This window comes from Microbacterium sp. SS28, assembly GCF_022761035.1.
In the GTDB taxonomy this organism is placed as follows: Bacteria; Actinomycetota; Actinomycetes; order Actinomycetales; family Microbacteriaceae; genus Microbacterium.
The window spans coordinates 337,930-364,242 of sequence record NZ_JAKWJP010000006.1 but is presented as its reverse complement, the minus strand read 5'-3'; the positions used below and the strand labels follow the sequence as shown (position 1 = coordinate 364,242).

Below are 26,313 nucleotides of genomic sequence, written 5' to 3'. Positions count from 1 at the left end.
CATGCCGCCCGCGGCGACCGAGAGGACCGTCATCCGCAGCTGGAAGACGCCGATCGCACTGCTCGTCTTCACGGCCCTCTACGGTCTGCTGCTGGTGCTCGCGCCGCGGGAGGGCGTGACGACCTTCCGCCTGTCGACCGACGCCGACGCGATCCAGCTTCCCGATGTCGCTGTGCCCGTCATGACGACGGCATGGATCTGCTTCGTCGTGCTCGTGCTCCTGACCCTCGCCGCCGCGTATTTCGTGCGGGCGGGCGGCCGTACGCCCCTGTGGGTGACGATCGTGTACGTCCTCGTCGGCGTCTTCGGCTTCCTGACGTGGGCCGCCGCGGAGGCGACGATTCCCGTCACCGCACTCTTGGCGGGGTCGCTCGGGCTCGCCATCCCGCTCATCTACGGCGCGCTCGGCGGCGTCATCGGCGAACGCGCCGGCATCGTCAACATCGCGATCGAAGGGCAGCTGCTCGCAGGGGCCTTCACCGCCTCCATCGTCGCGACGATCACAGGCCAGCCCATCCTCGGGCTCCTGGCGGCCGCGTTCGCCGGGGTTCTCGTCGCGTCCGTGCTCGCGGCGTTCGCCATCAAGTACCTCGTCGACCAGGTCATCATCGGCGTCGTCCTCAATGTGCTCGTGACGGGCCTCACGAGCTTCTTCTTCACACAGGTGCTGCAGCCCAACGCCGCGCAGCTCAACGCGCCGCCGAGATTCCCGCGCATCCCGATCCCCCTTCTGAGCGAGATCCCCGTCATCGGTCCTGTCTTCTTCCGCCAGACGATCATCGTGTACCTCGTGTACGTCGCCGTGGCGGCGGTCTACGTGGGGATGTTCCACACCCGCTGGGGTCTGCGCCTTCGCGCCGTCGGCGAGCACCCCCAGGCCGCCGACACCGTCGGCATCAAGGTCAACGCGACGCGCTTCTGGAACGTCCTGCTCGCGGGTGCGATCGCCGGGATCGGCGGCACCGTCTTCACGATCGGCAACGGGATCGCGTTCAACAAGGAGATGACGGCGGGGGCCGGCTTCATCGCGCTCGCAGCCGTCATCTTCGGTCAGTGGGACCCGATCAAGGCGACACTCGCCGCCCTGCTGTTCGGATTCGCGTCGAGCCTCCAGAACACGCTCAACATCATCGGCTCGCCGGTGCCGAGCGAGTTCATGCTCATGCTGCCGTACGTCGTCACCATCTTCGTCGTCGCCGGCGTCGTCGGGAAGTCGAGAGCTCCCGCCGCGGACGGCAAACCGTACATCAAGGGGTGAGTCGCGTGACCGACATCGATTGGGACGAGCTGCGGGCTGCCGCGACCGAGGCCATGCAACGGGCGTACGCGCCCTATTCGCGCTACCGAGTGGGCGCTGCGGCGCTCGTGTCGGACGGCCGCATCATCCAGGGCTGCAACGTCGAGAACGCGTCGTACGGGGTGACGCTGTGCGCCGAGTGCGGGCTCGTCTCGGAGCTCCACATGTCTGGGGGCGGGCGGCTCGTCGCATTCGTGTGCGTCAACAACGACGGCGAGACGATCATGCCGTGCGGGCGCTGCCGCCAGCTTCTCTACGAGCACGCGCTTCCCGGGATGCTGCTCGAGACGGTCTCGGGCATCCGCACGATCGACGAAGTGCTGCCGGACGCCTTCGGTCCGCGAGACCTCGAGGAGGTCTCGCGATGACCGACCCCGCATCCGAACGGGTCGAACCCTTCGACGCGGTCGACGTCATCCGCCTCAAGCGCGACGGAGGAGCAGTCCCCGAGGACGCGCTGCGCTGGATGATCGACGCCTACACGCGCGAGTACGTCGCCGATTCGCAGATGGCGGCCTTCGCGATGGCTGTGCTGCTCAACGGCATGCAGCGCGACGAGATCCGCGTCATGACCGACGCGATGATCGCCTCAGGTGAGCGCATGAGCTTCGCGGGGCTCGGCAAGCCGACCGTCGACAAGCACTCGACCGGTGGTGTCGGCGACAAGATCACGCTGCCGCTCGCGCCCCTCGTCGCGTCGTTCGGCGTCGCCGTGCCGCAGCTGTCGGGCCGCGGCCTCGGTCACACGGGCGGCACGCTCGACAAGCTCGAGTCCATCCCGGGGTGGCGCGCCGCGCTCACCAACGACGAGCTCGTCGCGCAGCTGCGGGATGTCGGCGCCGTCATCTGCGCCGCAGGATCGGGCCTCGCGCCCGCCGACAAGCGCCTGTACGCGCTGCGCGACGTCACGGGCACCGTCGAGGCGATCCCGCTCATCGCCTCGAGCATCATGTCCAAGAAGATCGCCGAGGGCACCGACTCGCTCGTGCTCGACGTCAAGTTCGGCTCGGGCGCCTTCATGCGCGACGTCGACCGCGCACGCGAGCTCGCCCGCACGATGGTCGCGCTCGGCACCGACTCGGGCGTTGCGACGACGGCCCTCCTCACCGACATGAACACGCCGCTGGGCCTCGCGATCGGCAACGCCAACGAGGTGCGCGAGTCCGTCGAGGTGCTCGCGGGCGGCGGTCCGGCGGACGTCGTCGAGCTCACGGTGGCGCTCGCGCGCGAGATGCTCGCCCTCGCGGGCCAGCCCGACGCCGACGTCGAGAAGGCACTCGCCGACGGGCGCGCGATGGATTCCTGGCGCGCCATGATCCACGCGCAGGGCGGGAATCCGGATGCCGCGCTCCCCGCTCCGAATGAGACCCACACCGTCACGGCCGACGCCGACGGGTTCGTCACCCGCATGGAGGCGCTGCCGTTCGGCATCGCCGCCTGGCGTCTCGGCGCGGGCCGCGCCCGTGCGCAGGACCCCGTCCTGCACGCCGCGGGCATCGACCTGCACGTCAAGCCCGGCGATGCGATCTCGGCAGGTCAGCCGCTGTTCACCTTGCTCGGGCAGGATGCGTCTCGGTTCGACCGGGCGCTCGCTGCTGTCCAAGGGTCGTGGCAGATCGGCGCCGAGCCGCCCGTCCCGACCCCTCTCGTGCTCGAGCGCATCACGGCCTGACCGGCCCGGCGCGCGCCTCCAGCATCCCGATTCCCCTTCGAACCACCGAGGAGCCTCACATGCCCATCGACCAGAACGGCGACGCCGTCCTTCAGGGAGTCTCGATCCGGAGCCTGCCCAAGGTGTCGCTGCACGATCACCTCGACGGCGGCGTGCGGCCCGGCACGATCATCGAGCTCGCCGACGAGATCGGCCTCGAGGTGCCGACGAACGACGCCGAGTCCCTCGGCGAGTGGTTCGCCGAGAAGAGCGACTCGGGCTCGCTCGTGGAGTACCTCAAGACGTTCGACCTGACGACGGCCGTCATGCAGACCGCCGGCGGACTGCGTCGCGTCGCGCGCGAGTTCGTCGAGGACCTCGTCGCCGACGGCGTCGTCTACGGCGAGGTGCGGTGGGCTCCCGAGCAGCACCTCTCGCGCGGCCTCACGCTCGAGGAGGCCGTCGAGGCGGTCCAGGAGGGTATCGAGGAGGCCGAAGACGCCGCCGATCGCGCGGGTCGCGACATCCGGACCGGTCAGCTCATCACGGCGATGCGGCACACCGACCGGTCGCTCGAGATCGCGCGCCTCGCTGTCGACTTCCGCGGTCGCGGGGCGGTCGGCTTCGACATCGCGGGCCCCGAGGACGGCTTCCCCGCCTCGAACCACAAGGCGGCCTTCGACTATCTCGCGTCGGAGTTCTTCCCCGTGACCGTCCACGCCGGTGAGGCGGCGGGCCTCGACTCGATTCGCTCGGCGCTGCTCGACGGGCGCGCGCTGCGGCTCGGCCACGGCGTGCGCCTCGCCGAGGACCTCGAGGTCGTCTCGCGCGAGGACGAAGAGGTGTTCGTGACGTTCGGCGACCTCGCCCGCTGGGTGCGCGATCGCGAGATCCCGCTCGAGCTGTCGCCGTCGTCGAACCTCCAGACGGGCGCGATCGAGCGCTGGGGGACGACGCTCGAGGATCACCCCTTCGACCTGCTGTACCAGCTCGGGTTCTGCGTCACGGTGAACGTCGACAACCGCACGATGAGTCGCACGTCGATCACGCGCGAGCTCGCGCTGCTCGCCGAGACCTTCGAGTACGACCTCGACGACCTCGAGACGTTCCAGCTGAACGCCGCGGCCGGCTCGTTCCTGCCGGTCGAGGACCGCGAGGAGCTCATCGACATCATCGCCGAGGGCTTCGACGCCTGATCCTGCTGTTCGTGTCCCACTTGGGCTGGACGTCGCCCTCCGGGGTCCGGCCGAAGTGGGACATCGTCCACGGCGGAGGGATCGCGTCCTAGGAGGACATGCGAGGCGGGATTGGCGTGTCCCAGTTGGGCCGGACCTCGAGGGCCGTGGTCCGGCCAAAGTGGGACATGGATCTGAGCGGCGGCTTCTCCCCAGCGCGCGACGGGCAACGGGACTCCACAGATCGCATTTGGTGCGGGCGACCGCACCGCAGTGCGCACCAGAGTGCGAGGATGCCTCGTCGCTCCGATCTGCCTCCCTCGCTGTCCGGGAGATCCTTCTCCGTCCATGAGGCGCTCGCCACAGGCGTCACTGCGGGACGACTCGACGCGAAGGATCTTGTCATCCCATACCGCGGACTGCGACAGCTGCAGGGAGAAGGCCCGCGCGACACGCTCGAGAGATGCCGGCAGTACGCGCCGCGACTCAAGCCGTGGCAGTTCTACAGCCACGAGACGGCGCTCGCCTTGCACGGGGTCCCGACTCCGCGCTTTCCGCACAGGGTGGCGATCCACGTCTCCGCACACCGGCCCGCACGAGAACCGCGGATCGACGGGATCGTTGGGCATAGGCTGCAGACCCGGGACGACGCATCCGTCGTGATCGAGTCGTTTCGCGTCGAGAGTGCCGCTCGAGCCTGGCGCCAGGCCGCGACATCGTGGCGGATCGACGATCTCATCGCCGCGGCCGACTTCATCGTCGGACGAGGGGGACTGACGACGGTCGAGGAGCTGCGGAACGAGGCGCGCACCATGCGGGGACCGAGGCACAGGGCCCTCGAGCGTGCGCTGCTCGACGTGCGAGCCGGATCGGCATCGTCAGAGGAGACGCGGCTGCGCTTGGTCCTTGCGCGCGCGGGACTGCCTGAGCCCGATCTGAACTGGGTGGTCCATGACGAGCGAGGCGTGCTTGTCGCAGTACTGGATCTCGCCTTCGTCCGATGGAAGGTCGACGTGGAGTACGACGGCCGACAGCACGCCGAGGATGCCGATCAGTACTTTCGCGATGTCGAGCGCCGCGCGAGCCTTCGTGCGCTGGGATGGAGCCAGGTGCAGATCGTCAAGCAGCATCTCCGTGGCGACGGACGACTGGCGGTGGCCCTCGTGAGGCAGGCTCTCGTGCAGGCGGGTTGGCGTGGCTGACCTCGATACCCCGTGGTGATGTCCCACTTGGGCCGGACCTCGATAGGGCCGGTCCGGCTGAAATGGGACACGCGGAGTGGGTGAGCTCGGGGCCCGAGCGGTGGTGCTTGGTGTCCCGCTTGGGCCGGACCTCGACACGGCACATCCGCCCCAAGTGGGACACGCCGAGCAGGGCGGGCCGAGCACCTCAGCGCCGGGCGACCCCGGCGTGGGTGGCGAGGTAGGCCTCGAAGGCTTCGGCCGAGGTCTTGGCGGGGGCGTAGCCGAAGTCCCGCTTGAGGGACTCGTTCGCGAGGACGGGGCGGTAGCGCAGGAAGCCGACCTGCTCGGGTCCGTGGACGGTGAGGCGCAGCATCCGTCCGATGCGCAGTGCGAACGCGAGCAGCCCCGGCGACAGCGTGAGGACGGGCTTGCCCAGGCGCGCGGCGATCGCGTGCACCGTGAGCCGGCCGTCGCCGGCGACGTTGTAGACGCCGGGCGGGCCGTCGGTTGCGGCCCGCGCCATCGCGGCGGCGACGTCGTCGACCCACACGAAGACGAAGGGGGAGTCCGAGCCGCGGATCGCGAGGATGCGGCGGCCGTCCCACAGTGCCGTGATCTGGTTGCGCACCGTGGGGCCGAGGATCGTCCCGATGCGGAACACGACCTGCTCGAGCGAGGGGTGCGAGGCGCGGTACGACGCGAGCATCTCCTCGACGAGCCGCTTGTGCTTCGAATACGGGAACTCGTCGTTGCCCCGGATGCGGTCGGTCTCGCGCAGCCACTCGGGGCTGTCCGCGTGGTAGCCGTAGGCGGCGCCCGACGACGACACGACGACGCGCCGCACTCCCGCCTCGACGCACGCCTCGAGGACGTGACGCGAGCCGTCGACGTCGACGCGGTACTCGAGCGCATGATCGCGTCCGGGGCTCACGATCGCGGCGAGATGCACGACGACGTCGATGCCGTGGCGCCGTAGCAGGGGCGCGAGTCCGTCGGCGCGCGTCACGTCGCAGTCGTCGTATACCACCCCCTCCACGGCCAGCGCGGGCCGGCGCACATCGCCCGCGACGACGAGCTCGACCCCCGGATGGGCGACGAGCGCCGCGGCGACGTGCGAGCCGAGGAACCCCGACCCGCCCGTCACGAGGACGCGCGCCCCGCTCACGCCGAGGCCTCCGGTGCGGCATCCGGCGCTGCCTCAGGTGCCGCGTGGCGTGATGCGTCCCCCTTGGCGGAGCCCGTGCGGCGCCGCGTGTGCCGCGCCCAGAGAGCGGCGACGATGAGCCCCGCGATGATGTCCCAGATGCCCCACCAGCCCGCGACGATAGCCATGCCGCCGAGGCCCCCGAAGAAGGTGAAGACGAGTCCGAGGCCCAGCCCCGCATTGCGGATGCCGACCTCGAAGGTCATCGCCTTCCGCTCGCGCGTGCCGAGGCCTCCCACAACGGCGGTCGAGTAGCCGATCGCGAGGGCGACGGCGTCATGGATCGCGACGACGACGAGGATCACTCCGAGGAAGGCGACGAAGTACGCCCAGTTGCCCGCGAGCGCCGCGACGATGAAGCCGACGAGGGCGAGGAGCGAGAACCACTTGACGAACGGCTGCACGCGGGCGGCGAATGCGGGGTAGCGGGCGCGGATGCCGAGGCCCGCGAGGAACGGCACCCCGATGATGAGGAAGATGTCGAGCAGCATCTGCAGGGGGTTGAGCTCGACCGTCTCGAGCAGCGTGCGCGCGGTCGGGTGCAGCGACCCCCAGAAGGCGACCGAGAGCGGCAGCACGACGATGTAGACGAGGTTCGAGACAGCCGTCATCGAGACCGAAAGAGCGACGTTGCCGCCGGAGCGGTGCGTCAGCACCTGCGAGATGTTCCCCGGCGGACAGCACGCCACGAGGATCATGCCGAGCGCCATCGACGGCGTCACGGGCAGGATCAGCGTCAGCGCGAACGTCACGGCGGGCAGCACGATGAGCTGAGCGAGGATCGCGATGACGAACGGCTTCGGCTTGCGCGCGACGACCGTGAAGTCCTCGGGTGAGGTGTCCAGCGCGATCCCCAGCATGATGAGCGCGAGGACGACGTTGAGGATGACGAGCGTGCCCGGAGTGAAGTTCAGGACGACGTCGTCGATGTTCACGCGCGCGCCTTCGTCCGCGCGCGCCGGGGGAGCGCGGCGCCGCGCGGGGGAGCGGCATCCGGAGCCTCGTTCAACTCGGCAACGGTGCGCCGCACGGCTGCGCGATACGCGTCCTTGTTGACGTAGTACGACATGCGCGCGAGGCCGAGGTACTTGTATCCGCCCGTGAGGTCGGGCCAGGGCTGGGTCGTGACGCGCGCACGCAGGGCCGCCGCGCGCTGGGGGTGCCGCGCGAGGGCGGACAGGTAGCCCGCGATGAGCTCGGCCTGCTCGTAGCGGCCCTGCCAGCCGATGCCGGATGCTTCGAGCATGCCGATCACGTAGAGGCCGTTGAACGACGGCGGGAAGACGTTGAGGAAGAGCTTCGGCGACCATCCCGTCCAGTTGAGCTCGGACCGTGCGACGAACGGGTAGTCGAGCGTGTAGCCCGTCGCGAGCAGGATCGTGTCGTACTCGCCGCTCGTCCTGTCGCGGAAGTGCACCGTCTGACCGTCGAACCGCTCGATGTCGGGCCTGATCCGCAGATCGCCCTGACCGAGGTGATTGAGGATGAGGGTGTTGACGATGGGGTGCGACTCGTAGATCTTGTAGTCCGGCTTCGGGAATCCGAAGCGCACGGGATCGCCCGTGAAAGCCTGCAGCACCCGTCGGTCGACGAACTGCTTCATGCGCGCAGGCAGGGGCCTGCCCTGATTGAGCGTGTCCGACGGCTTGCCGAACAGGTAGCGCGGCACGAAGTAGTAGCCGCGGCGCACGCTCATGTCGACGGATGCCGCGTGGTGGACCGCGTCGACGGCGATGTCGCATCCCGAGTTGCCCGCCCCGATGATGAGCACGCGCCGGCCCGCGAGCTGCGACGCGCGCTTGTACTGGCTCGTGTGGAAGATCTCGCCCGAGAACTCGCCGGCGAAGGCCGGGATGTGCGGCTCGGCGAGCGTGCCGTTGGCGAGGACCACGCCGTCGTAGCGGGACTCGGTCGCGCCATCGGGGCCGTCGGCGCGCAGCATCCATCCGTCCCCCTCACGCTCGAGCGCCGTGACGCGTGTCTCGAACCGGAAGTGCCCGGTGAGCCCGAAGCGGGCCGCGTAGTCGCGGAAGTACCCGATGAGCACGCGATGGCTCGGGTAGTCGGCGTCCGTCTCCATCGGGAACTCGGCGAACTCCGTCGTCGTGCGCGACGAGATGAGGTGGGCCGATTCGTACATCGTCGACCGCGGGTTCTCGATGTCCCACAGGCCTCCGACGCCGCGGGATGCCTCGTACCCGTCGAACGCGATGCCCGCCTTCTGCAGCGCCCGTGCCGCGGCCAGGCCCGACGGGCCCGCGCCGATGATCGCGTACCGGTGTTCCTGCATCTTCACACTCCGTCGTGCCCGCCCCGGATGAGCGGCCTCTCGATGTTAGCCGCCGTTAACCGGGAGTCCGCACGCGGCGGTGCGGATCACTGGAGGGATGCCGCGAGTGCGCCGACGAGTTCGGTGATCTGGGCCGTCATCTCGTCGTCCGAGATGGTGGGAGTTCCGTCGCCCGCCTGCAGGCCGTAGTCGCCGAAGGACGAGTGGCTCGCGCCCTCGATCTCGAAGAACTCGGCGTCGGGCGGGAGCTGCGTGCTGCCCGCCTGGATGTCCTCGGGGGTCGAGAGTCCGTCCTCGCTGCCGCTGATGCTGAGGACCGGGAGCCCTGAGGAGGCGAGGTCGGTCGAGCAGTACGAGGCGAACAGGGCGAGGGCGTCGGCCTGCGTCGCGAGCATGCACGACCGCACGCCGCCCAGCGAATGGCCGCCGACGATCCACGTGTCGACGTCGGGCGCGAGGCTCGTGAAAGCGTCGAGCGGGCGGAGGTCGAAGAACGCGAGGTTGAGCCACGGCTTCGTGATGACGACGGTGAGACCCTGCTCGGCGACGAGCCCCGAGAGCTTCGCGGCGTACGCGGCGGCCTCGACCTTGGCGCCCGGCACGAAGACGAGGCCGACGCCCGTCGCACCCGAGGCCGGTTCCAGGATGAAGGCCGCGGAGTCGTCCGTGATGACGATGCGGTCATCGGCCTGCACAGCGGCGAGCGGCTCGGCCTCCGCCTGCATCACGCCCACCTGGCTCCAGATCAGGATCCCGACGATGGCCGCCACGATGAGACCGCCGATGATCCCGAGCACCCACCACAGGATCCGCAGACCGCGGCGCTTCTTCACGGGAGGCGCGTCGGATGCATCGGCTGCGGTCGAGGGCGAGGTCTCGTCTGCGGTCATGCCTTCAGCCTAAATCGGCCTGTCGCGCCTCCACGACGGCCTGCACCTGGGCGAAGAGCGGATGCTCCGGCTCGAGCCCCGTCACCGCTGCCGTGAAGGTCGCGGCATCTTGCTCGCGCAGCTGGGCCTGCAGCTGCACCGACTGCTCGTCCTCGGCGTCGTCGAACGCGAGGGCCGCGCCCATCGCGGCGACGAGGGCGGCCGTCGCGAGCCCGCGCTCGGCGGCTTCCGCGGCGGGTCCGATGAACCGCTCGTTGCGGGACAGCTTGCGCAGCGGCTGCCGACCCACGCGCCACACGGTATCGGGGAGAGCCGCGTTGCGGAAGCGCCCGAGGATCGTCGCGCGGTACGCCGCGAGGTCGTCCGGGTCGAGGCCGTGCTTGGCCGCGAGCAGGGCGGAGGTCTCTTCGAGCGCCGCCGCGACCTTCGCCCCGATCGCGTCGTCCGCGAGCGACTCGGCGATCGTCTCGACTCCCGCCTGCGCACCGAAGTAGGCCGTCGTCGCGTGTCCCGTGTTGACGGTGAAGAGCTTGCGCTCGATGTAGGGCGCGAGGTCGTCGACGAAGTGCGCGCCGGGGATCGACGGCGGCGCGTCGCCGAAGGGAGGGCCCTCGATCGCCCACTCGTAGAACGGCTCGACCGTCACGTCGACGCCGCCGCCGGGAGGCTGGGCGGGCACGATGCGGTCGACCGCGGTGTTGGCGAACACGGCGCGCCCGTGGATCGCGTCCCACGCGTCGCCAGCCTGCGCGCGGATCTCATCGCGCAGGAGGTCGGTCGCGTTGATGGCGTTCTCGCACGCCATCACGTGCAGCGGCGGTGCCGCGGGGTCGCGCAGCGCGAGGCCCTTGAGGATGTGCGGCGCGACGAACTTCAGGATCGTCGGGCCGACGGCCGTCGTGACGACGTCGGCCGTCGCGATCTCGTCCACGATGTCGTCGGGATCGTCCGCGCTGTTGATCGCGCGGAAGCCGGTCACGACGGTGTCGTGCCCGCCCTCGCCGACTTCGTGCACCGTGTAGGACGAGACCTCGTTGATGGCGTCGACGAGCGGGGCTGCGACATCCGAGAAGACCAGGTCGTAGCCGCCTTCGTGCAGGAGCAGTCCGACGAAGCCCCGGCCGATGTTGCCGGCGCCGAAGTGGACGGCCTTCATGACTCGTTGACCGCGCTCAGCATCTCGAAGAGCTCCTCGGGCGTCTGGGCGCTCTTGAGGCGCTCAACCTCGTCCTCCTCCGAGAAGAGGATCGCGATCTGCGACAGGATCTCGAGATGCTCGTCGCCCTTGCCGGCGATCCCGATGACGAACGTGACGGGCTCGCCGTCCCAGTCCACGCCGCCGTCGTAGCGCACGACCGACAGCCCCGAGGCCAGGATCGTGCTCTTGGTCTCGTTCGTGCCGTGCGGAATCGCGAGCTCGTTACCCATGTAGGTCGACACTGTCTGCTCGCGCTGCTGCATCGCGTCGAAATAGGCGCTCGTGACGGCGCCGGCCGCTTCGAGGATGTCGGCGGCCTCCTTCATCGCGTCCTCTTTCGACGACCTCGAAGAGTGGATCCGCACCTGTCCGATGCCGAGAACCTCACGTGCCATGTCTGCCGCCTTTCGTTGATTCGGGATGCCGTAGGGAGAGGACTCCGGGGCCGGGGCATCGCGCGCATCCGACCCCGGAGAGCCTCCGATCAGGCCTGCGTCTCGTGCTGGCCCTTCACCAGGTCCACGACCTCGTCGTAGCGCGGCGAATTCATGAAGTTGTCCACCGAGACGTGGACGGCGTTCGGCGTCTGCTGCCGCGCGCGGTCCGTCAGTTGGTTCTGCGTGATGACGAGATCGGCCGTCTTGTCGAGGTTCGCGATCGCCTTGTTGACGACCGTGACGTCCTCGATTCCCGCCTTCTTGAACTTGTTGCGCAGGACGCTCGCGCCCATCGCGGACGAGCCCATGCCCGCATCGCAGGCGAACACGACGTTCTTGATCAGGGGCAGCGTGCCGGTCGCGGGGCCGCCGCGGCCGTCGGCCTCGGTCGCCGCACCGCCGCGCAGGTTCGCGAGGGCATCCGAGCTCTTGCCCTTGGCCGCCTCGGTCTGCGTGATCGCGGCGCCGAATGCGTCGTCTGTGACCGCCATCGCCTCGAGGTCGCGCTTGCGCGAGGCCCGCAGGATGACGCCTGCGATGAGGAACGTCACGGTCGCCGACAGGATGACGGAGAGGATCACCGCGAAGTACGCCCCTGGCGCCGTCTGCAGCAGCACCGCGAAGATGCTGCCCGGTGCCGCCGGTGCACGCAGCGCACCGCCGAGGAGCATGTTCGTCGTGACACCCGTCGCACCGCCCGCGATGAGCGCGAGGATCAGGATCGGCTTCATGAGCGCGTACGGGAAGTACACCTCGTGGATGCCGCCGAAGAACTGGATCACTGCCGCGCCGGGTGCCGACGCGCGTGCCGCGCCGATGCCGAAGAACGTGAACGCGAGCAGGAGTCCGACACCGGGGCCGGGGTTGGCCTCGAGCAGGAACAGGATCGACGAGCCGTCTTCCGCGGCCTGCGCGAGCCCCAGCGGCGTCAGGACGCCGTGGTTGATCGCGTTGTTGAGGAAGAACACCTTCGCCGGCTCGATCAGGACGCTGGTCAGCGGCAGGAGGTTCATGTCGACGAGCCACTCGACACCGCGTCCCAGCGCCGCCATGATCCAGTTGACGATCAGGGCCACGGGGTAGAAGCCCACGATCGCCATCGCGAAGCCCCAGATGCCGGCCGAGAACATGTTGACGAGCATCTCGAAGCCCGCCTTGATCTTGCCCTCCCACAGCGAGTCGAGCCACTTCATCGTCCACGCGGCCAGCGGGCCGAGGATCATGGCGCCGATGAACATATGCACCTGCGGCAGCTGCGCGGCGCCCTCTTCGAGGCCCGCGTTGAACTGCGCGACGATGTAGTCCGACCCCGCGATCGCACCCATCGTCGCGATCGATCCCACGACGCCGCCTCGGATGTTGTAGACCATCGAGCCGCCTGTGTAGGCGATGATCAGCGGCAGCAGGTAGTGGATGAAGGGGCCGACGATCGTCGCGAGGGCCGCGTTGGGTGTCCAGCCGACCTCGATGAAGAAGGCCGTGAAGATGCCCCACGCGATGAGCGCGGGGATGTTGGGCATGATCATGCCGGACAGGAACGTTCCGAAGCGCTGAACTCCGACCCGCGCTCTGCCGGCTGCAGTGGGCGTTGACGCCGTTGTCATGGCTGTTCTCCTTATCTCGGGTGACGGCCTACCCGGCCGCTACGGTGCCCTTCGCGGCCGCGGCGTCCCGCGCCGCGTCCCGGGCGGATGCCGCATCATCGGCGGCGAGGGCCGCCTCGGCGATTCCGCGCGCCTCGGCGAGGGTGTACTCCAGCAGCGACGCGCGGACGTCGGCGAGTGCGGTGGGGGCCATCGACAGGCTCGTCGCGCCGAGACCGACGAGCACGACGGCCAGGAGCGGGTCGGCCGCTGCCTCGCCGCAGATCCCGACGGGCTTGCCGTTCTCGCGGCCCGCCTGACCCACCTCGCGGATGAGCCGCAGGACGGCGGGATGCCACGGGTCCTGGAAGGACGCGACCGATCCCAGCAGGCGGTCCGCCGCGAGCGTGTACTGCGTCAGGTCGTTCGTGCCGATCGACGCGAAGTCGGCGATCCCGAGGATGCGGTCGGCGAGGAGAGCCGAGGAGGGGACCTCGACCATCACGCCGGCGGTCTTGATCCCGTACTCGCGTGCGAGCGACGTGAAGTACTCCGTCTCCTCGACGGTCGCGATCATGGGTGCCATGACCCAGAGATCGGCCGGGCCATCCGCTGTCTGGCGGGTCGCGGCATCCGCCTCTGCCAGCGCCGTGAGCTGCTCCCGCAGGATGTCCTCGCTCGCGCGCAGGGCGCGGATGCCGCGCAGACCCAGTGCCGGGTTCTCTTCGTGCGCATCGTTGAGGAAGGCGAGCGGCTTGTCGGCTCCCGCGTCGAGGGCGCGCACGACGACCTTCTTGCCGGGGAAGGCCGACAGGAGCGCCGTGTAGGCCTCTTTCTGCTGCGCGACGGTCGGCGCCTGGTTCGAGCTCAGGAAGAGGAACTCGGTGCGGAACAGCCCCACTCCCTCCGCCCCCAGCTCGACGGCCTCGGCCGCGCCCTCGGGCTTGCCGAGGTTCGCGAGCAGCGGGATCGCAGTGCCGTCGGCGAGGGCGCCCGGCGTGAGCGGGGCGGATGCCTGTGCCGCACGGTCGGCCGCGCGCTTGAGTGCGCGCTCGAGCTCTTCGGCCGTCGGCGCGGTCGTGACGACGCCGGCTGCGGCATCCACGATCACCTCCTCGCCGTCCGTGAGGTCCTTCGCGGCGGCGACGCCGACGATCGCGACGATCGACTTCTCGCGCGCGAGGATCGCGGTATGCGAGGTCGGTCCGCCGTCGCTCGTGATGAGCGCGAGCACCTTGTCGAGGTCGAGGAGGGCCGTGTCGGCGGGCGCGAGATCCTTGGCGACGAGGACGAACGGATGCCCGGGGTCGGGCACGCCGGGAGCCGGCACGCCGCGCAGCCGCGCGATGACGCGCTGGGCGACGTCGTCGAGGTCGGCGGCGCGCTCGCCGAGGTACCCGCCGAGGGCAGTCAGCTGGTCGCGGAATGACGCGAACGCGTCGAACACGGCGAACTCGCCCGTCTTGCCCGCGGCGATGCGCGACGCGACCTCGTCCTCGAGGGTCGGGTCCTCCGCCATCATCGCCTGCGCCTCGAGCACGTCCCTCGCGGCGCCGCCGGCCTGTGCGCCGCGCTCCTCGAGCTCGCGCGCGACCGCGGCGACTGCCTCGCTGACGCGCGCCTTCTCCTCGTCGGCACTCAGCGCGCTCGGCCCGTCGCTCGGCGCGGGCAGCGGCTCCGCCATCCGCGCGACAGGTCCCTGTGCGACCCCGAGGCCGATTCCGACTCCTCGCAGCTCTGCCATGATCTACTCCGCGTCGTGATCGGTCGTGAGGAGCTCGGCGAGCGTGTCGAGCGCCGCCTCGGCGCCCTCGCCGTCGGCCGTGAGGGTCACGTAGTCGCCGTGCTCGACGCCGAGCGCGATGACTCCGAGGATGCTCGCCGCGTTGACCGGGGTGCCCGCGTCCTTCGCGATCGTGATCGGGATGCCGGCGCCCTTGGCGGCCTGCGCGAAGAGCTTCGCGGGCCGGGCGTGCAGCCCGTGGGACGAGCCGATCCGCACGGTGCGGGAGATCTCTGGCATGTCGTTTCCTCTCAGTCGTTACAGCGTCGAAGTGTCGGGCGGCGTGGTGGCCCGCTGGGCGGGCGGCGGGTCGGTTTCGCCCGCGCTCGCGAGGGCGTCGCGGACGAGCTGCAGCGTGCGCTTCCCGTCGAGGTCGTTGAAGATGTCGGGCGGGAGCAGCACGACAGTCGTGCCGCGGGCCGCGGCGCCCTTCTCGATCGCGGGGATCGCGTGGGCGAGATGGGGTCCGACGAGCACGACGTCGGCCGAGTCGAGGTCGATCGGCAGGGAGTGCTCGGTGCCGGCGAAGGCCGAATACGCGAGCCCGACCTCACTCGCGGCGTGGCGCACGCGCTGCGCGACGAAGGTGCTCGACGCCCCTGCACCGCAGACCACGAGGATCCTCATCGACCAGCCTTCCTTCGTGTGGCCATTCTTGTGAAAACGCTGGGAGGGGACAACCATGTCTCTTTCCGCCCCTGCGGAAGGCCGCGGCCGTCGGGCGAGCGGTGCGTGGTTGACTGGACGCGCGCGCCGGTGCAGTGCGCGGCGCGGAGGGGGATCGTGACCAGAGCGAGGCAGGACCGCCTGCTCGTCCTGCTCGTCCTGCTCGCCCGCGACGGCGAGTGGGCGACGGCGTCCACGCTCGCCGATGCGCTGGGGGTGACTCCGCGCAGCATCCGGTCGTATGTGACCGCCGTCAACGCGCGCGTCCTCCCGGGCACCGCGATCGAATCCGGCCCGCTCGGCTACCGCGCGGGGTCCGAGGCGGGTTCGGCCCTGCGGACGAATGGAACGACGGATGCCGCGACCCCCCGCGACCGCCTGCACACGCTCGTGCGCGCCCTCCTGGACGAACCCGAGGGCATCGACGTGTTCGAGACGGCCGAGCGCCTGCACGTGTCGTCGGCGACGCTCGACGCCGACCTCGCGCGGGTGCGCTCGCTCCTCGGCGGCACGCAGCTGACGCTCGAGCGATCCGCGTCCCAGGCGCGGCTGCGGGGGACGGAAGGCGCGCAGCGGCGCCTGCTCAGCCGCCTCGCGCACGACGAGATGGACGCGGGGTCGTTCGACCTCGAGGCGCTGCGCCGCACGCTGGGCGACGCCTCCGTCGGGGCGCGCGCCTTCGGGCCGTTCAAGACCGACCTCGTGACGCGCCTCGGAGCGCTCGGCTACTTCGTCAACGAGTACGGCATCGCCGACGTCGTCATGCACATCGCGATCTCGGCCGACCGCACGGCGCAGCACCGCCCCCTCGAGAGCGACACCGCCTCGGCGTCACCGGCGAGCGCCGAGGTCGGCGCGATCCTCGCCGAGCTCGCCGAAGCGCACCTGGGCGTCGCGCTCGGGACGGCCGACGTGCAGCACCTCTCGTCGCTCGTGCTCACGCGGGTCGTCGCGCCGGGCGCCACGGCGCCGCAGATGCACGTGCGCGAACGTCTCGACGCCGAGGTCGAGCAGGCGGTGCGCGCGATCGTCGAGGCCGCGGCATCCGAGTTCCTCGTCGACATCCTGCATGAGGACTTCATCCTGCGGCTCGCGCTGCACGTGCAGAACCTGCGCCTGCGCGCCCGCGAGGACGCGTGGTCGCGCAATCCGCTCACGCGCTCGCTCAAGGCGTCGTACCCGATGATCTTCGAGGTCGCCGTGTACATCGCGAACGGCCTGCACGAGAGTCTCGGGATCCCGCTGCTCGACGACGAGATCGCGTACATCGCGATGCATGTCGGGGGCCGCCTGGAGCGCAGCCGGCGGGCCGATCAGCTGCTCACGGCGACGATCGTGTGCCCCGGGTACTACGAGCTGCACGAGCTGCTGCGCTCGTCGGTCGACCGCTCGCTCGGGCAGGCGATCGAGGTGACGGGCGTCGAGACCCGCGTCGACCCGGACTGGGCCTCGATCGACACCGACCTCGTGCTCACGACGATCGAGCCGCCGGCGGGGGATTGGATGCCGGGGGACCGGCTCGTGCGGATCCAGCCGTTCCTCACCGACGGCGACGTCGAGCGCGTTCAGGCGGCGGCGGGGCGCATCCGCCGCGGACGCCGGCTCGCGCGGCTGCGCACCGAGCTCGAGGGATGGTTCGAGGAGTCGGCCTTCGTGCGCGGCCTCGATCCGGCCGGCGGCGAGGACGACGTCATCCGTCTGCTCGGCGAGCCGCTCGTCGCCCGGGGCGTGATCGACGATGACTACGTGCAGCGTGCGATCCAGCGCGAGCACCTCTCCTCGACCGCGTTCACGGATGCGCTCGCGGTGCCGCACGCCCTCGGCATGACGGCGACGCGCACCGCGATCGCCGTCGGCATCGCTGACCCGTCGATCCCGTGGGGCGACGGCCGCGTGCAGGTCGTCGCGCTCGTCGCGTTCTCGGAGACCGACCGCGAGGCGTTCCAGACGGTGTTCGAGCAGCTGGTCGAGGTGTTCTCCGAGCGCGAGAGCGTCCAGCGCATCCTGCGCCGCGGGACGGACTTCGCCACCTTCCTCGACGAGCTCGTCGCCGTCATCGACGGCTGAGCCCGCCGACGGCTGCGCCCGCCCAAGCCCGCGGTGCGGATCTCCACCCGCCGGTTCGTCTCCGCTCTTCGCGAGGGGGGAGGGTCAGCGCCGCGCGAGCCGTTCCTGCAGGCCCAGGCGGACGGCCGGCCACTCGTGCGGGAGGATCGAGAACACGACGGTGTCGCGCAGGCTGTCGTCGGGACCGAGGCGGTGGTTGCGCAGCACGCCGTCCTGCTTGGCCCCGAGGCGGGCGATCGCCTCCCGCGACTGGCGGTTGTGCCAGTGCGTGCGCAGCTCGACGGCGATCGCGTCGCACGCCTCGAACGCGTGACCGAGCAGCAGCAGCTTCGCGGCGGAGTTGACCTCGGAGCGCTGCGCCGACGGCGAGAGCCACGTGTACCCGATCTCGACGTGCCGGTTGGGCTGGTCGACGCTGCAGAACGTCGTCATGCCCACGACGCGCCCCGTCGAGAGCCGTCTCACGGCCCACGGGTTCATCTCGCCGTCCGCCTGCCACGCGAGGCGGCGCTCGATCTCGGCGGCCACGCCGTCCGGAGCGGGCGCCGAGGTGTACCAGGCGTACTCGAGGCCCTTCGTGGCCTCGGCGAGGTCTTCCGTGTGGGCGAGCGAGAGCGGCTCGAGACGCACCCAGTCGTTCTCGAGCGTGATCGGTTCCGTGAAGCGCACGGTCCCGAGCCTAGAGTGCGGCCGCGTCAGGAGTGGTCGTCGAGCAGCGTCCGCACACTCGCGGCGAGTGCCCCGATCCGCGCCCGCGCGTCGTCGGCCGAGTCGCCGCGCACGTCGAGGTACGCCTTGAGCTTCGGCTCGGTGCCGCTCGGGCGCACGATGACGCGCGAGCCGTCCTCGAGCCACAGCCGCAGGACGTCGCCCGGCGGCAGATCGTCGACGCCTTCGAGCAGGTCGTCGACGCGCGTCACGGGGATGTCGGCGAGGTGGGACGGATGCTGCTCCCGCAGCCCCGCCATGATGCGGCCGATGATCGACAGGTCGTCGACCCTGACCGAGATCTGGTCGCTCGCGAAGAAGCCGAAGATCTGCTCGAACTCGTGCAGCAGGTCGCCGAGCGTCGCGCCGCGGCCGCGCGCGTCGGCGACGAGGCCGAGCATCGCGATCGCGGCCGAGATGCCGTCCTTGTCGCGGACGGTCTCCGGGTTCACGAGATAGCCCAGGGCCTCCTCGAAGCCGAACACCATGCCGGGGGCGCGCGAGATCCACTTGAACCCCGTGAGCGTCGCGTGGAAGTCGAGGCCGTAGTGCTCCGCGATCGTCTGGAGGCCGGGGGACGAGACGAGCGAGCACGCGAGCGACGGCTTGGGAGCGGCATCCTGAGGCTCTCGGTCGTCCTCGGAGCCCTCTGCCTCATCCGAACCCTCGGCCGCGGCCTTCGCGCCGCCGCTGAGGCTCGCGAGCTGCGCGGCGCGCCAGCCCAGCAGCAGCCCGATCTCGTTGCCCGTGAGGCGCCGCCAGCCGCCGTCGGCGGTCTCGTCGGGGAGCGCCACCGCGAGGCGGTCGGCGTCGGGGTCGTTCGCGATGACGAGCTCGGCGCCGGACTGCCGCGCCGTCTCGAACGCGAGGTCCATCGCGCCGGGCTCCTCGGGGTTGGGGAACGCGACAGTGGGGAAGGCGCCGTCGGGCGCGATCTGCGCCTCGACGAGCGTCGGTGCGGGGTAGCCCGCGGCATCCAGGATCCGCTCGAGCGTCTCCCACCCGACGCCGTGCATCGCGGTGTACGCCCACGACAGCCCCTCGGCACCGGGAGGGGCCGGAGCGACGGCAGCCGTCGCGGCGACGTACGCGTCGATGACGGACTCGGGCGCCGTCTCGTACCCGGCGGAGCGCGGGATCGCGGGCGCGTCGGCCTCGTCCGCGACGCGCTGGATGCGCGCCGCGATGTCGGCATCGGCGGGCGGCACGATCTGCGCGCCGTCCTCGGCGCCCCCGAGGTAGACCTTGTAGCCGTTGTCGTTCGGCGGGTTGTGGCTCGCCGTGACCATGACCCCGGCGTCGGCGCCGAGGTGCCGCACGGCGAACGCGAGGACGGGGGTCGGCAGGAGGCGGGGCAGAAGCAGGGCCCGGATGCCGGCGCCTGCGAAGATCTCGGCCGAGTCGCGCGCGAAGACGTCGGAGTTGCGGCGGCCGTCGTAGCCGATGACGACTGTCGGCTCGGCGTCGGCTCCGGCGCGCTCGCGCACGTACGCGGCGAGCCCGGCCGCGGCCTGCGCGACCAGGACGCGGTTCATGCGGTTACTGCCCGCGCCGAGCCGCCCGCGCAGTCCTGCCGTGCCGAAGGCGAGGCGCCCGGCGAAGCGGTCGTCGAGGTCGGCCTCGGCCGCGGCATCTCCGCCCTCCGCCGACGAGATGAGCTCTGCCAGCTCGGCCCGCGTGTGCGGGTCGGGGTCCTGCGCGAGCCAGGCGTGCGCCTGCTCGAGCGAGCCGCTCACAGCGCCCCGATCACGCGGGCCAGAAGCGACGAGATGACGGGGCCGGCCAGGCGGCCCGCCTCCATCACCTCCTCATGGCTCAGCGGCGTCGTCTGGATGCCCGCTGCCATGTTCGTGACCAGCGTCAAGCCAAGGATCTCCATGCCCGCCTGCCGGGCGGCGATCGCCTCGAGCGCCGTCGACATTCCGACGATGTGGCCGCCGATGGCCTTCGCCATCTGCACTTCGGCGGGCGTCTCGTACTGCGGCCCCGTGAACTGGCAGTAGACGCCTTCGTCGAGGCTCGGATCGATCGAGCGCGCGAGGTCGCGCAACCGCATCGAGTAGAGGTCTGTGAGGTCGATGAACGTCGCGCCCTCGAGCGGTGTCGCGGCGGTCAGATTGATGTGGTCGCTGATGAGCACGGGGGTTCCGGGCTTCCACGTGTGCTTGATGCCCCCCGCGCCGTTGGTCAGCACCATCGTCTTGGCGCCGGTCGCGGCGGCCGTCCGCACGCTGTGGACGACGCGGCGCACGCCGTGACCCTCGTAGAAGTGGGTGCGCGCGCCGATGACGAGCACGCGCTTGCCGCGCGGCGTCAGGATGCTGCGGAGCGTTCCGACGTGGCCCTCCAGCGCGGGCGCGCTGAATCCCGTGACCTCGGTCGCGGGGAAGTTCGCCGTCGTCTCGCCGATGATGTCGGCGGCCGCTCCCCAGCCGCTGCCGAGCGTCAGCGCGATGTCATGGCGCTCGACGCCCGTGATGCGCGCGATATCGGACGCAGCCTGGGCCGCGATCGCGAACGGGTCGGCGGCGGGGTCGTCGAGAGGATTGCCGGTCTGGTCTGACATGAGCCCACTCTAGGGAGACCGGATGCCGCCTGGCCAGACGGCCGCGACGGGCGCGGGACGCGGCATCCGTCGCCGTGAATGCGTGATGAGGCCCTCGGACTGTGAGAATAGGAACCATGTCTGTCAGCTTCGAGGTCACCCAGAGCGTCGCGATCATCGGCGGCGGGCCCGGTGGCTACGAAGCGGCGCTCGCCGCGGCGCAGCTGGGCGCGGAGGTCACCCTCGTGGAGCAGGCGGGGATCGGCGGGTCGGCGGTCATCACCGACGTCGTCCCCTCGAAGTCGCTCATCGCGACCGCCGACGCCGCCGTCGCGATCAAGGGCGCGGGCGACCTCGGCGTGCAGCTCTTCGCGAAGGGGGCGGACGGCAAGCCGCTCAAGCCCGAGGTCGCCATCAACCTGACGGCCGTCAACAAGCGGCTCCTCTCGCTCGCGCGGCAGCAGTCCGACGACATGCGCGCGTCGCTCATCGAGGCCGGCGTGCGGATCATCCCGGGCTGCGGGCGCCTCGAGAGCGACAACGCCGTCGTGGTCTCGACGGGCCCCGGCGGCACCGACTTCGACCGCATCGTCGCCGACACGCTCGTCGTCTCAGTGGGCGCGTCCCCGCGCGAGCTGCCCAGCGCCAAGCCCGATGGGCAGCGCATCCTGACGTGGACGCAGCTCTACGACATGCAGGCACTCCCCGGGCACCTCATCGTCGTGGGGTCCGGCGTCACGGGCGCCGAGTTCGCCGGCGCCTACATGAACCTCGGCTCCAAGGTCACGCTCGTCTCGAGCCGTGACCAGGTGCTCCCCGGGGAGGACACCGATGCCGCGGCGGTTCTCGAGAAGGTCTTCAAGCGCGGCGGGATGACCCTGCTGTCGAAGTCGCGCGCCGACAAGGTCGAGAACACGGGCGACGGCGTCCGCGTGACCCTGTCGGACGGCCGGACCGTCGAGGGCAGCCACTGCCTCATGGCGGTCGGCTCGGTGCCCAACACGAAGGGCATCGGCCTCGAGCAGGCCGGCATCCAGATGACGGAGTCCGGGCACATCCAGGTGAACCGCGTCGCGCGGACCTCGGTCCCGAATATCTACGCCGCGGGGGACTGCACGACCTTCGTGCCGCTCGCGTCGGTCGCCGCGATGCAGGGCCGGACCGCCGTCTTCCACGCGCTCGGCGACGTCGTCATCCCGCTCGAGCGCCGCCGCATCACGTCGAACATCTTCACGGCCCCCGAGATCGCGACGGTCGGCTGGCAGGAGAAGGACATCGCCGAGGGCCTCATCCAGGGCGTCGTGCACAAGCTGCCGCTCGCGGCCAACCCGCGCGCCAAGATGATGGGCATCAAGGACGGCTTCGTCAAGCTCATCGCGCGCCAGGGCAGCGGGAGCGTCATCGGCGGCGTCATCGTCGGCCCCCGCGCGTCCGAGCTCATCTACCCGATCGCGATCGCCGTCGAGCGGCGCCTCACGGTCGACCAGGTCTCGCGCGTCTTCGCGGTCTACCCGTCGCTCTCGGGCAGCATCACCGACGCCGCGCGCGCGATGCACGTCGTCGACCACGCGATCTACGGCGCCTGACCGACCCGGTTCCGGGCGCCTGACCGACCCGGTACCCGCCCCTCGTTCGCTTCGCGCATTGTGGCGAGTCGCCAGAATGTGTCGCTTGAGACAGCGCCTTGTGACGAGTCGCCAGAATCGCCACGGGGGATGGTTGGGCGGGAGGAGGCGCCAGGCTCCGCCAGAACGCCGAGCCTAGGAGATCGTCAGGAGCTGGTGCCCCGACGACACGGTAGTGCCGGGATTCGCGTCGATCGAGCCGACGACACCGTCCTTGTGGGCCTGGATGGGCTGCTCCATCTTCATCGCCTCGAGCACGACCACGAGGTCGCCCTTGACGACCTGCTGACCGTCCTGCACGGCGACCTTGACGATGGTCGCCTGCATGGGCGACTTGACGGCGTCTCCGGATGCCCCGGCCATGGCGGTCGGTGCGTGTGAGCGGCGCGACGGCGGCACGGCGGCGGGGCGGCCCGCCGCGACGGGCGCCGCGACGATGCGATCGGGGAGGCTCACGGCGATGCGCTTGCCGGCCACCTCGACGACGACCGTGTGCCGGGTCTCGGCGGGCGCGATGTCGCTGAGCTCGCCGTCCCACGGCGGGATGTCGTTGACGAACTCGGTCTCGATCCAGCGCGTGAAGACGCCGAACTCGCCGTTCTCGGCCGTGAAGGCGGGGTCGCGGACGACCTTGCGATGGAACGGGAGGACGGTGGGCAGCCCGCCGACCTCGAACTCGTCGAGTGCGCGGCGCGCGCGGCTGAGCGCCTCGTCGCGGTCGCGGCCGGTCACGATGATCTTGCCGAGCAGGGAGTCGAACGCGCCGCTCACGCTGTCGCCGGCGGTGACGCCGGAATCGAGACGGATGCCGGGGCCGCCGAACGTCTTGAAGACCTTGATCGGACCGGGCTGGGGGAGGAAGCCGCGACCCGGGTCCTCGCCGTTGATGCGGAACTCGATCGAGTGCCCCTCGGGGGCGGGGTCGTCGTAGCCGAGCTCTTCGCCCTCGGCGAGGCGGAACTGCTCGCGCACGAGGTCGATGCCCGTGACCTCTTCCGAGACCGGGTGCTCGACCTGGAGGCGCGTGTTCACCTCGAGGAACGAGATCGTGCCGTCGGCTCCGATGAGGAACTCGCACGTGCCGGCGCCGACGTAGCCGACCTCTTTGAGGATCGCCTTCGACGCGGAGTAGAGGATCTCGTTCTGAGCGGCGGTGAGGAACGGCGCGGGCGCCTCCTCGACGAGCTTCTGGTGGCGGCGCTGCAGCGAGCAGTCACGCGTGGAGATGACCACGACGTTGCCCGCGGCATCCGCGAGGCACTGCGTCTCGACGTGGCGCGGCTTGTCGAGGTACTTCTCGACGAAGCACTCGCCGCGGCCGAACGCCGTGATGGCCTCGCGCGTCGCGGAGTCGAACTGCTCGGGAACCTCGTCGATCGTGCGGGCGACCTTGAGCCCGCGTCCGCCGCCGCCGTAGGCGGCCTTGATCGCGATGGGGAGGCCGTGCTCCTCGACGAACGCGAGCACCTCTTCGGCGCCTGCGACGGGGCCGGGGGTGCCGGGCGCGAGCGGCGCGCCGACCTTCTCGGCGACGTGACGGGCCGTGACCTTGTCGCCGAGCGCCTCGATGGCTTCAGGGGAGGGGCCGATCCAGACGAGGCCCGCTCCGATCACGGCGCGCGCGAAGTCGGCGTTCTCGGCGAGGAAGCCGTAGCCGGGGTGCACGGCGTCGGCGCCGGAGCGGCGCGCGATCGAGAGGATCTTCTCGATGGAGAGGTACGTGTCGGCGCTCGTCGTGCCCTCGAGGGCGTACGCCTCGTCGGCGAGCCGCGAGTGCATCGCGTCGCGGTCCTGGTCGGCGTAGACGGCGACCGACGCCTTCCCCGAGTCGCGCGCCGCGCGGATGACACGGACGGCGATCTCGCCGCGGTTCGCGACGAGCACCTTTGCGATCTGGGGCATGTGAGCCAGCCTACCGACCGCGACCCCCGCCCTTTTGGGCGACCTGCACAAGAAACATCCCAGAACGTGTGGAGAGTCTACGAGCGCGACCAGAGGTCGGGCCATGCGACGCCGAGCTCGCGGACGAGTCCGCGCAGCGTCGGGAGCGACATCCCGACGACCGTCGACGGGTCGCCCTCGATGCGCTCGATGAAAGCGCCGCCGAGGCTGTCGATCGTGAAGGCGCCCGCGACGTGCAGCGGCTCGCCGGACGCGACGTAGGCCGCGATCTCGTCGTCCGTGACGTCGGCCGAGAAGGAGACGGATGCCGCGGCCACCGCCTCCGCCTCCTCGGCTGGAGCGCCCGGCCGCAGGCGGTACACCGCGTGCCCCGAGTGCAGCACGCCCGTCCGGCCGCGCATCGCGACCCAGCGGGCCGTCGCGGCCTCGGGCGTGTGGGGCTTGCCGAGGATCTCGCCGTCGAGCTCGAACATCGAGTCGCCGCCGATCACGATGCCGTCGAAGCCCGGGTCTTCCGCGGTGACGCGGGCGGCGACATCCGCCGCCTTCCTGCGCGCGAGCAGCAGGACATGCTCGTCGGGAGCCAGGGTGCGGCCCTCGGCCGCCTCGACGGCCGCGACGACGGCCTCTTCGTCGACGTCGGGCGAGGCCGTCTCGGGCTCGATCCCGGCCTGTCGCAGCAGCATGAGCCGGGCGGGAGAGGTCGAGGCGAGCAGCACGCGCATGCGCCCACGCTAGTGTGCGAGAGTCGATCGCATGGCTGACGAACTCCTCGAGCTCGACATCACCGGCGTCGCACACGGGGGAGTCTTCGTCGCGCGGCACGAGGGGCGCGTCGTGTTCGTGCCCGACGCGATTCCGGGCGAACGCGTGCGCGTGCGGCTCACCGACACCGGCAAGGCCTCGTTCTGGCGCGGCGAGACGATCGAGGTCCTGGATGCCTCGCCCCATCGCCGCCCGCACGTGTGGCGCGCGGCGGACGTGGACGTGCCGCCCGAGCAGCGACCGGGGGGCGCCGACTTCGGCCACATCGACCTCGCTCATCAGCGGGAGCTCAAGCGGCGCGTCGTCGTGGACGCGCTGACGCGCATGGGCCGCCTCGATCTCCCCGTGACGATCGAGGGAGCGCGGGGGATCGCCACGGCCGACGGCGAGACGGCCGAGACGGTCGAGACGGAGGACGGCACGGGCTGGCGCACGCGCGTGAGCCTCCACGTCGACGATGAGGGGCGCGTGGGACCGTTCGCCGCGCGCAGCCACCGCGTCATCCCGGTCGACGAGCACCCGCTCGCGACGCCCGCCGTCGCGCGCGCCGCCCTGCATCTGGGCCCGGGCCGCGTGGGCCGCGTCGATCTCGTCCAGCCCGCGGACGGCCGTGTGCGCGTCATCCCGCGTCCCGAGCCCGCTCCGCGCGGCCGGCCCGGGAGGAAGGGCTCGCGGCGTCCCGCGCGTCCGGCGCAGCCGGCACTCAAGGCGGGTCCTGCCGACGAGGTCGTGATCGAGCGCGTCAACGGCCGGGACTTCCGCGTCGATGCGGGCGGGTTCTGGCAGGTTCATCGCCTCGCCGCGCACACCCTGTCGACGCTCGTGGCGGCCGACCTCGGCGAGGCGGGTGTCGACCCCGACGCGTGGCACCTCGACCTGTACGGCGGCGTCGGACTCTTCGCCGCGACCATCGGAGACCTCGGCGGTCCTGCCACGCGCGTCACGAGCGTCGAGTCGGATCAGCGGGCGACCGAGCACGCCGGCGAGAACCTCGCCGAGTGGGTCGGAGCGCGCGCCGAGACGGCACGCGTCGACCGGTGGATTCCCTGGCTCGCAGACGAGGCATCCGACGCGCAGCGCGAGCGTCTCTCGCGCGGGGTCGTCGTCCTCGACCCGCCCCGGGCGGGGGCGGGACGCGAGGTGGTGGAGGCCGTCGCAGCCCTCGGCCCCGCAACGGTCGTCTACGTCGCGTGCGACCCCGTGGCGCTCGCCCGCGATCTGGCGACCTTCCGCGATGCCGGGTATGAGGCATCCGCAGTCCGCGCCGTCGATCTGTTCCCCAATTCCCACCATGTCGAGGCGATCGCGACGCTGACCAGGGGAACGCCGCCACGCTAATCTGA

The 26,313-nt window shown here is 70.9% G+C and carries 23 protein-coding genes; 8 read left to right on the top strand and 15 right to left on the bottom strand.

What is annotated here, in order from left to right:
* Window position 1: 1 nt before the first annotated feature.
* The 5 genes from MJ607_RS18165 to MJ607_RS18145 all read left to right on the top strand — a co-directional run bounded on the left by MJ607_RS18165 (window position 2) and on the right by MJ607_RS18145 (window position 5,325).
* A complete protein-coding gene (locus tag MJ607_RS18165; RefSeq protein ID WP_243077073.1) occupies window positions 2-1,258 on the top strand; it encodes an ABC transporter permease in 1,257 nt (418 codons plus the stop codon).
* A gap of 5 nt (window positions 1,259-1,263) precedes the next feature.
* Complete coding sequence (locus MJ607_RS18160; RefSeq protein ID WP_243077020.1) at window positions 1,264-1,665, top strand: cytidine deaminase; 402 nt, start codon at window positions 1,264-1,266, stop codon at window positions 1,663-1,665.
* A complete protein-coding gene (locus MJ607_RS18155) occupies window positions 1,662-2,969 on the top strand; it encodes a thymidine phosphorylase (RefSeq protein WP_243077019.1) in 1,308 nt (435 codons plus the stop codon). The genes MJ607_RS18160 and MJ607_RS18155 overlap by 4 nt, the downstream gene beginning before the upstream one ends.
* A gap of 59 nt (window positions 2,970-3,028) precedes the next feature.
* Window positions 3,029-4,144: an adenosine deaminase gene (locus MJ607_RS18150; RefSeq protein ID WP_243077018.1), complete on the top strand. Its 1,116-nt coding sequence runs from the start codon at window positions 3,029-3,031 to the stop codon at window positions 4,142-4,144.
* Window positions 4,145-4,416: 272 nt separating this feature from the next.
* Window positions 4,417-5,325: a hypothetical protein gene (locus MJ607_RS18145; protein ID WP_243077017.1), complete on the top strand. Its 909-nt coding sequence runs from the start codon at window positions 4,417-4,419 to the stop codon at window positions 5,323-5,325.
* Window positions 5,326-5,512: 187 nt separating this feature from the next.
* On the opposite strand, the gene MJ607_RS18140 is transcribed toward MJ607_RS18145, so the two are convergent.
* The 10 genes from MJ607_RS18140 to MJ607_RS18095 form a co-directional block, all read right to left on the bottom strand.
* On the bottom strand, window positions 5,513-6,472 hold the full coding sequence (locus MJ607_RS18140; protein WP_243077016.1) for an SDR family oxidoreductase: 960 nt from the start codon (window positions 6,470-6,472) through the stop codon (window positions 5,513-5,515).
* Window positions 6,469-7,446 (bottom strand): bile acid:sodium symporter family protein, encoded by a 978-nt coding sequence (locus MJ607_RS18135; RefSeq protein ID WP_243077015.1) that lies wholly within the window; start codon window positions 7,444-7,446, stop codon window positions 6,469-6,471. Before MJ607_RS18135 ends, MJ607_RS18140 begins: the two co-directional genes overlap by 4 nt.
* Window positions 7,443-8,801, bottom strand: coding sequence for an NAD(P)/FAD-dependent oxidoreductase (locus tag MJ607_RS18130; RefSeq protein WP_243077014.1), 1,359 nt, complete (start codon window positions 8,799-8,801; stop codon window positions 7,443-7,445). The genes MJ607_RS18135 and MJ607_RS18130 overlap by 4 nt, the downstream gene beginning before the upstream one ends.
* 86 nt (window positions 8,802-8,887) lie before the next feature.
* Complete coding sequence (locus MJ607_RS18125; RefSeq protein ID WP_243077013.1) at window positions 8,888-9,691, bottom strand: alpha/beta hydrolase; 804 nt, start codon at window positions 9,689-9,691, stop codon at window positions 8,888-8,890.
* 4 nt (window positions 9,692-9,695) lie between these two features.
* Window positions 9,696-10,847 (bottom strand): mannitol-1-phosphate 5-dehydrogenase, encoded by a 1,152-nt coding sequence (locus MJ607_RS18120; protein ID WP_243077012.1) that lies wholly within the window; start codon window positions 10,845-10,847, stop codon window positions 9,696-9,698.
* Window positions 10,844-11,284: a PTS sugar transporter subunit IIA gene (locus tag MJ607_RS18115; protein ID WP_243077011.1), complete on the bottom strand. Its 441-nt coding sequence runs from the start codon at window positions 11,282-11,284 to the stop codon at window positions 10,844-10,846. Before MJ607_RS18115 ends, MJ607_RS18120 begins: the two co-directional genes overlap by 4 nt.
* Window positions 11,285-11,373: 89 nt before the next feature.
* Complete coding sequence (locus tag MJ607_RS18110) at window positions 11,374-12,930, bottom strand: PTS mannitol transporter subunit IICB (RefSeq protein ID WP_243077010.1); 1,557 nt, start codon at window positions 12,928-12,930, stop codon at window positions 11,374-11,376.
* A gap of 28 nt (window positions 12,931-12,958) precedes the next feature.
* Window positions 12,959-14,653: a phosphoenolpyruvate--protein phosphotransferase gene (gene ptsP, locus MJ607_RS18105; protein ID WP_243077009.1), complete on the bottom strand. Its 1,695-nt coding sequence runs from the start codon at window positions 14,651-14,653 to the stop codon at window positions 12,959-12,961.
* A gap of 3 nt (window positions 14,654-14,656) precedes the next feature.
* Window positions 14,657-14,932, bottom strand: coding sequence for an HPr family phosphocarrier protein (locus tag MJ607_RS18100; RefSeq protein WP_243077008.1), 276 nt, complete (start codon window positions 14,930-14,932; stop codon window positions 14,657-14,659).
* An 18-nt stretch (window positions 14,933-14,950) separates the two neighbouring features.
* On the bottom strand, window positions 14,951-15,319 hold the full coding sequence (locus MJ607_RS18095; RefSeq protein WP_243077007.1) for a PTS sugar transporter subunit IIB: 369 nt from the start codon (window positions 15,317-15,319) through the stop codon (window positions 14,951-14,953).
* 156 nt (window positions 15,320-15,475) lie between these two features.
* On the opposite strand from MJ607_RS18095, the gene MJ607_RS18090 reads away from it, so the two are divergent.
* On the top strand, window positions 15,476-17,425 hold the full coding sequence (locus MJ607_RS18090; protein ID WP_243077006.1) for a transcription antiterminator: 1,950 nt from the start codon (window positions 15,476-15,478) through the stop codon (window positions 17,423-17,425).
* An 84-nt stretch (window positions 17,426-17,509) separates the two neighbouring features.
* On the opposite strand, the gene MJ607_RS18085 is transcribed toward MJ607_RS18090, so the two are convergent.
* Genes MJ607_RS18085 through MJ607_RS18075 form a run of 3 tightly spaced genes read right to left on the bottom strand, consistent with a single transcriptional unit; the run spans window position 17,510 to window position 20,699 of the window.
* Entirely contained in the window at window positions 17,510-18,094 is a 585-nt protein-coding gene (locus MJ607_RS18085) for a GNAT family N-acetyltransferase (RefSeq protein WP_243077005.1), read from the bottom strand.
* A gap of 26 nt (window positions 18,095-18,120) precedes the next feature.
* Window positions 18,121-19,869 carry a phospho-sugar mutase gene (locus MJ607_RS18080; protein WP_243077004.1) on the bottom strand — a complete coding sequence of 583 codons (1,749 nt, stop codon included), beginning with the start codon at window positions 19,867-19,869 and terminating at the stop codon, window positions 18,121-18,123.
* Window positions 19,866-20,699, bottom strand: a complete 834-nt coding sequence (locus tag MJ607_RS18075; protein WP_243077003.1) for a purine-nucleoside phosphorylase — start codon at window positions 20,697-20,699, stop codon at window positions 19,866-19,868. Before MJ607_RS18075 ends, MJ607_RS18080 begins: the two co-directional genes overlap by 4 nt.
* Window positions 20,700-20,815: 116 nt before the next feature.
* Here MJ607_RS18075 and MJ607_RS18070 point away from each other — a divergent pair, with 116 nt between their 5' ends.
* Window positions 20,816-22,264 (top strand): NAD(P)H-quinone dehydrogenase, encoded by a 1,449-nt coding sequence (locus MJ607_RS18070; protein WP_243077002.1) that lies wholly within the window; start codon window positions 20,816-20,818, stop codon window positions 22,262-22,264.
* A 174-nt stretch (window positions 22,265-22,438) separates the two neighbouring features.
* Here MJ607_RS18070 and MJ607_RS18065 read toward each other — a convergent pair whose 3' ends face one another.
* Window positions 22,439-24,205: a biotin carboxylase N-terminal domain-containing protein gene (locus tag MJ607_RS18065; RefSeq protein WP_243077001.1), complete on the bottom strand. Its 1,767-nt coding sequence runs from the start codon at window positions 24,203-24,205 to the stop codon at window positions 22,439-22,441.
* 77 nt (window positions 24,206-24,282) lie between these two features.
* Complete coding sequence (locus tag MJ607_RS18060) at window positions 24,283-24,930, bottom strand: nucleoside triphosphate pyrophosphatase (RefSeq protein WP_243077000.1); 648 nt, start codon at window positions 24,928-24,930, stop codon at window positions 24,283-24,285.
* A 31-nt stretch (window positions 24,931-24,961) separates the two neighbouring features.
* Here MJ607_RS18060 and MJ607_RS18055 point away from each other — a divergent pair, with 31 nt between their 5' ends.
* A complete protein-coding gene (locus MJ607_RS18055; protein ID WP_243076999.1) occupies window positions 24,962-26,308 on the top strand; it encodes a class I SAM-dependent RNA methyltransferase in 1,347 nt (448 codons plus the stop codon).
* Window positions 26,309-26,313: the final 5 nt, after the last annotated feature.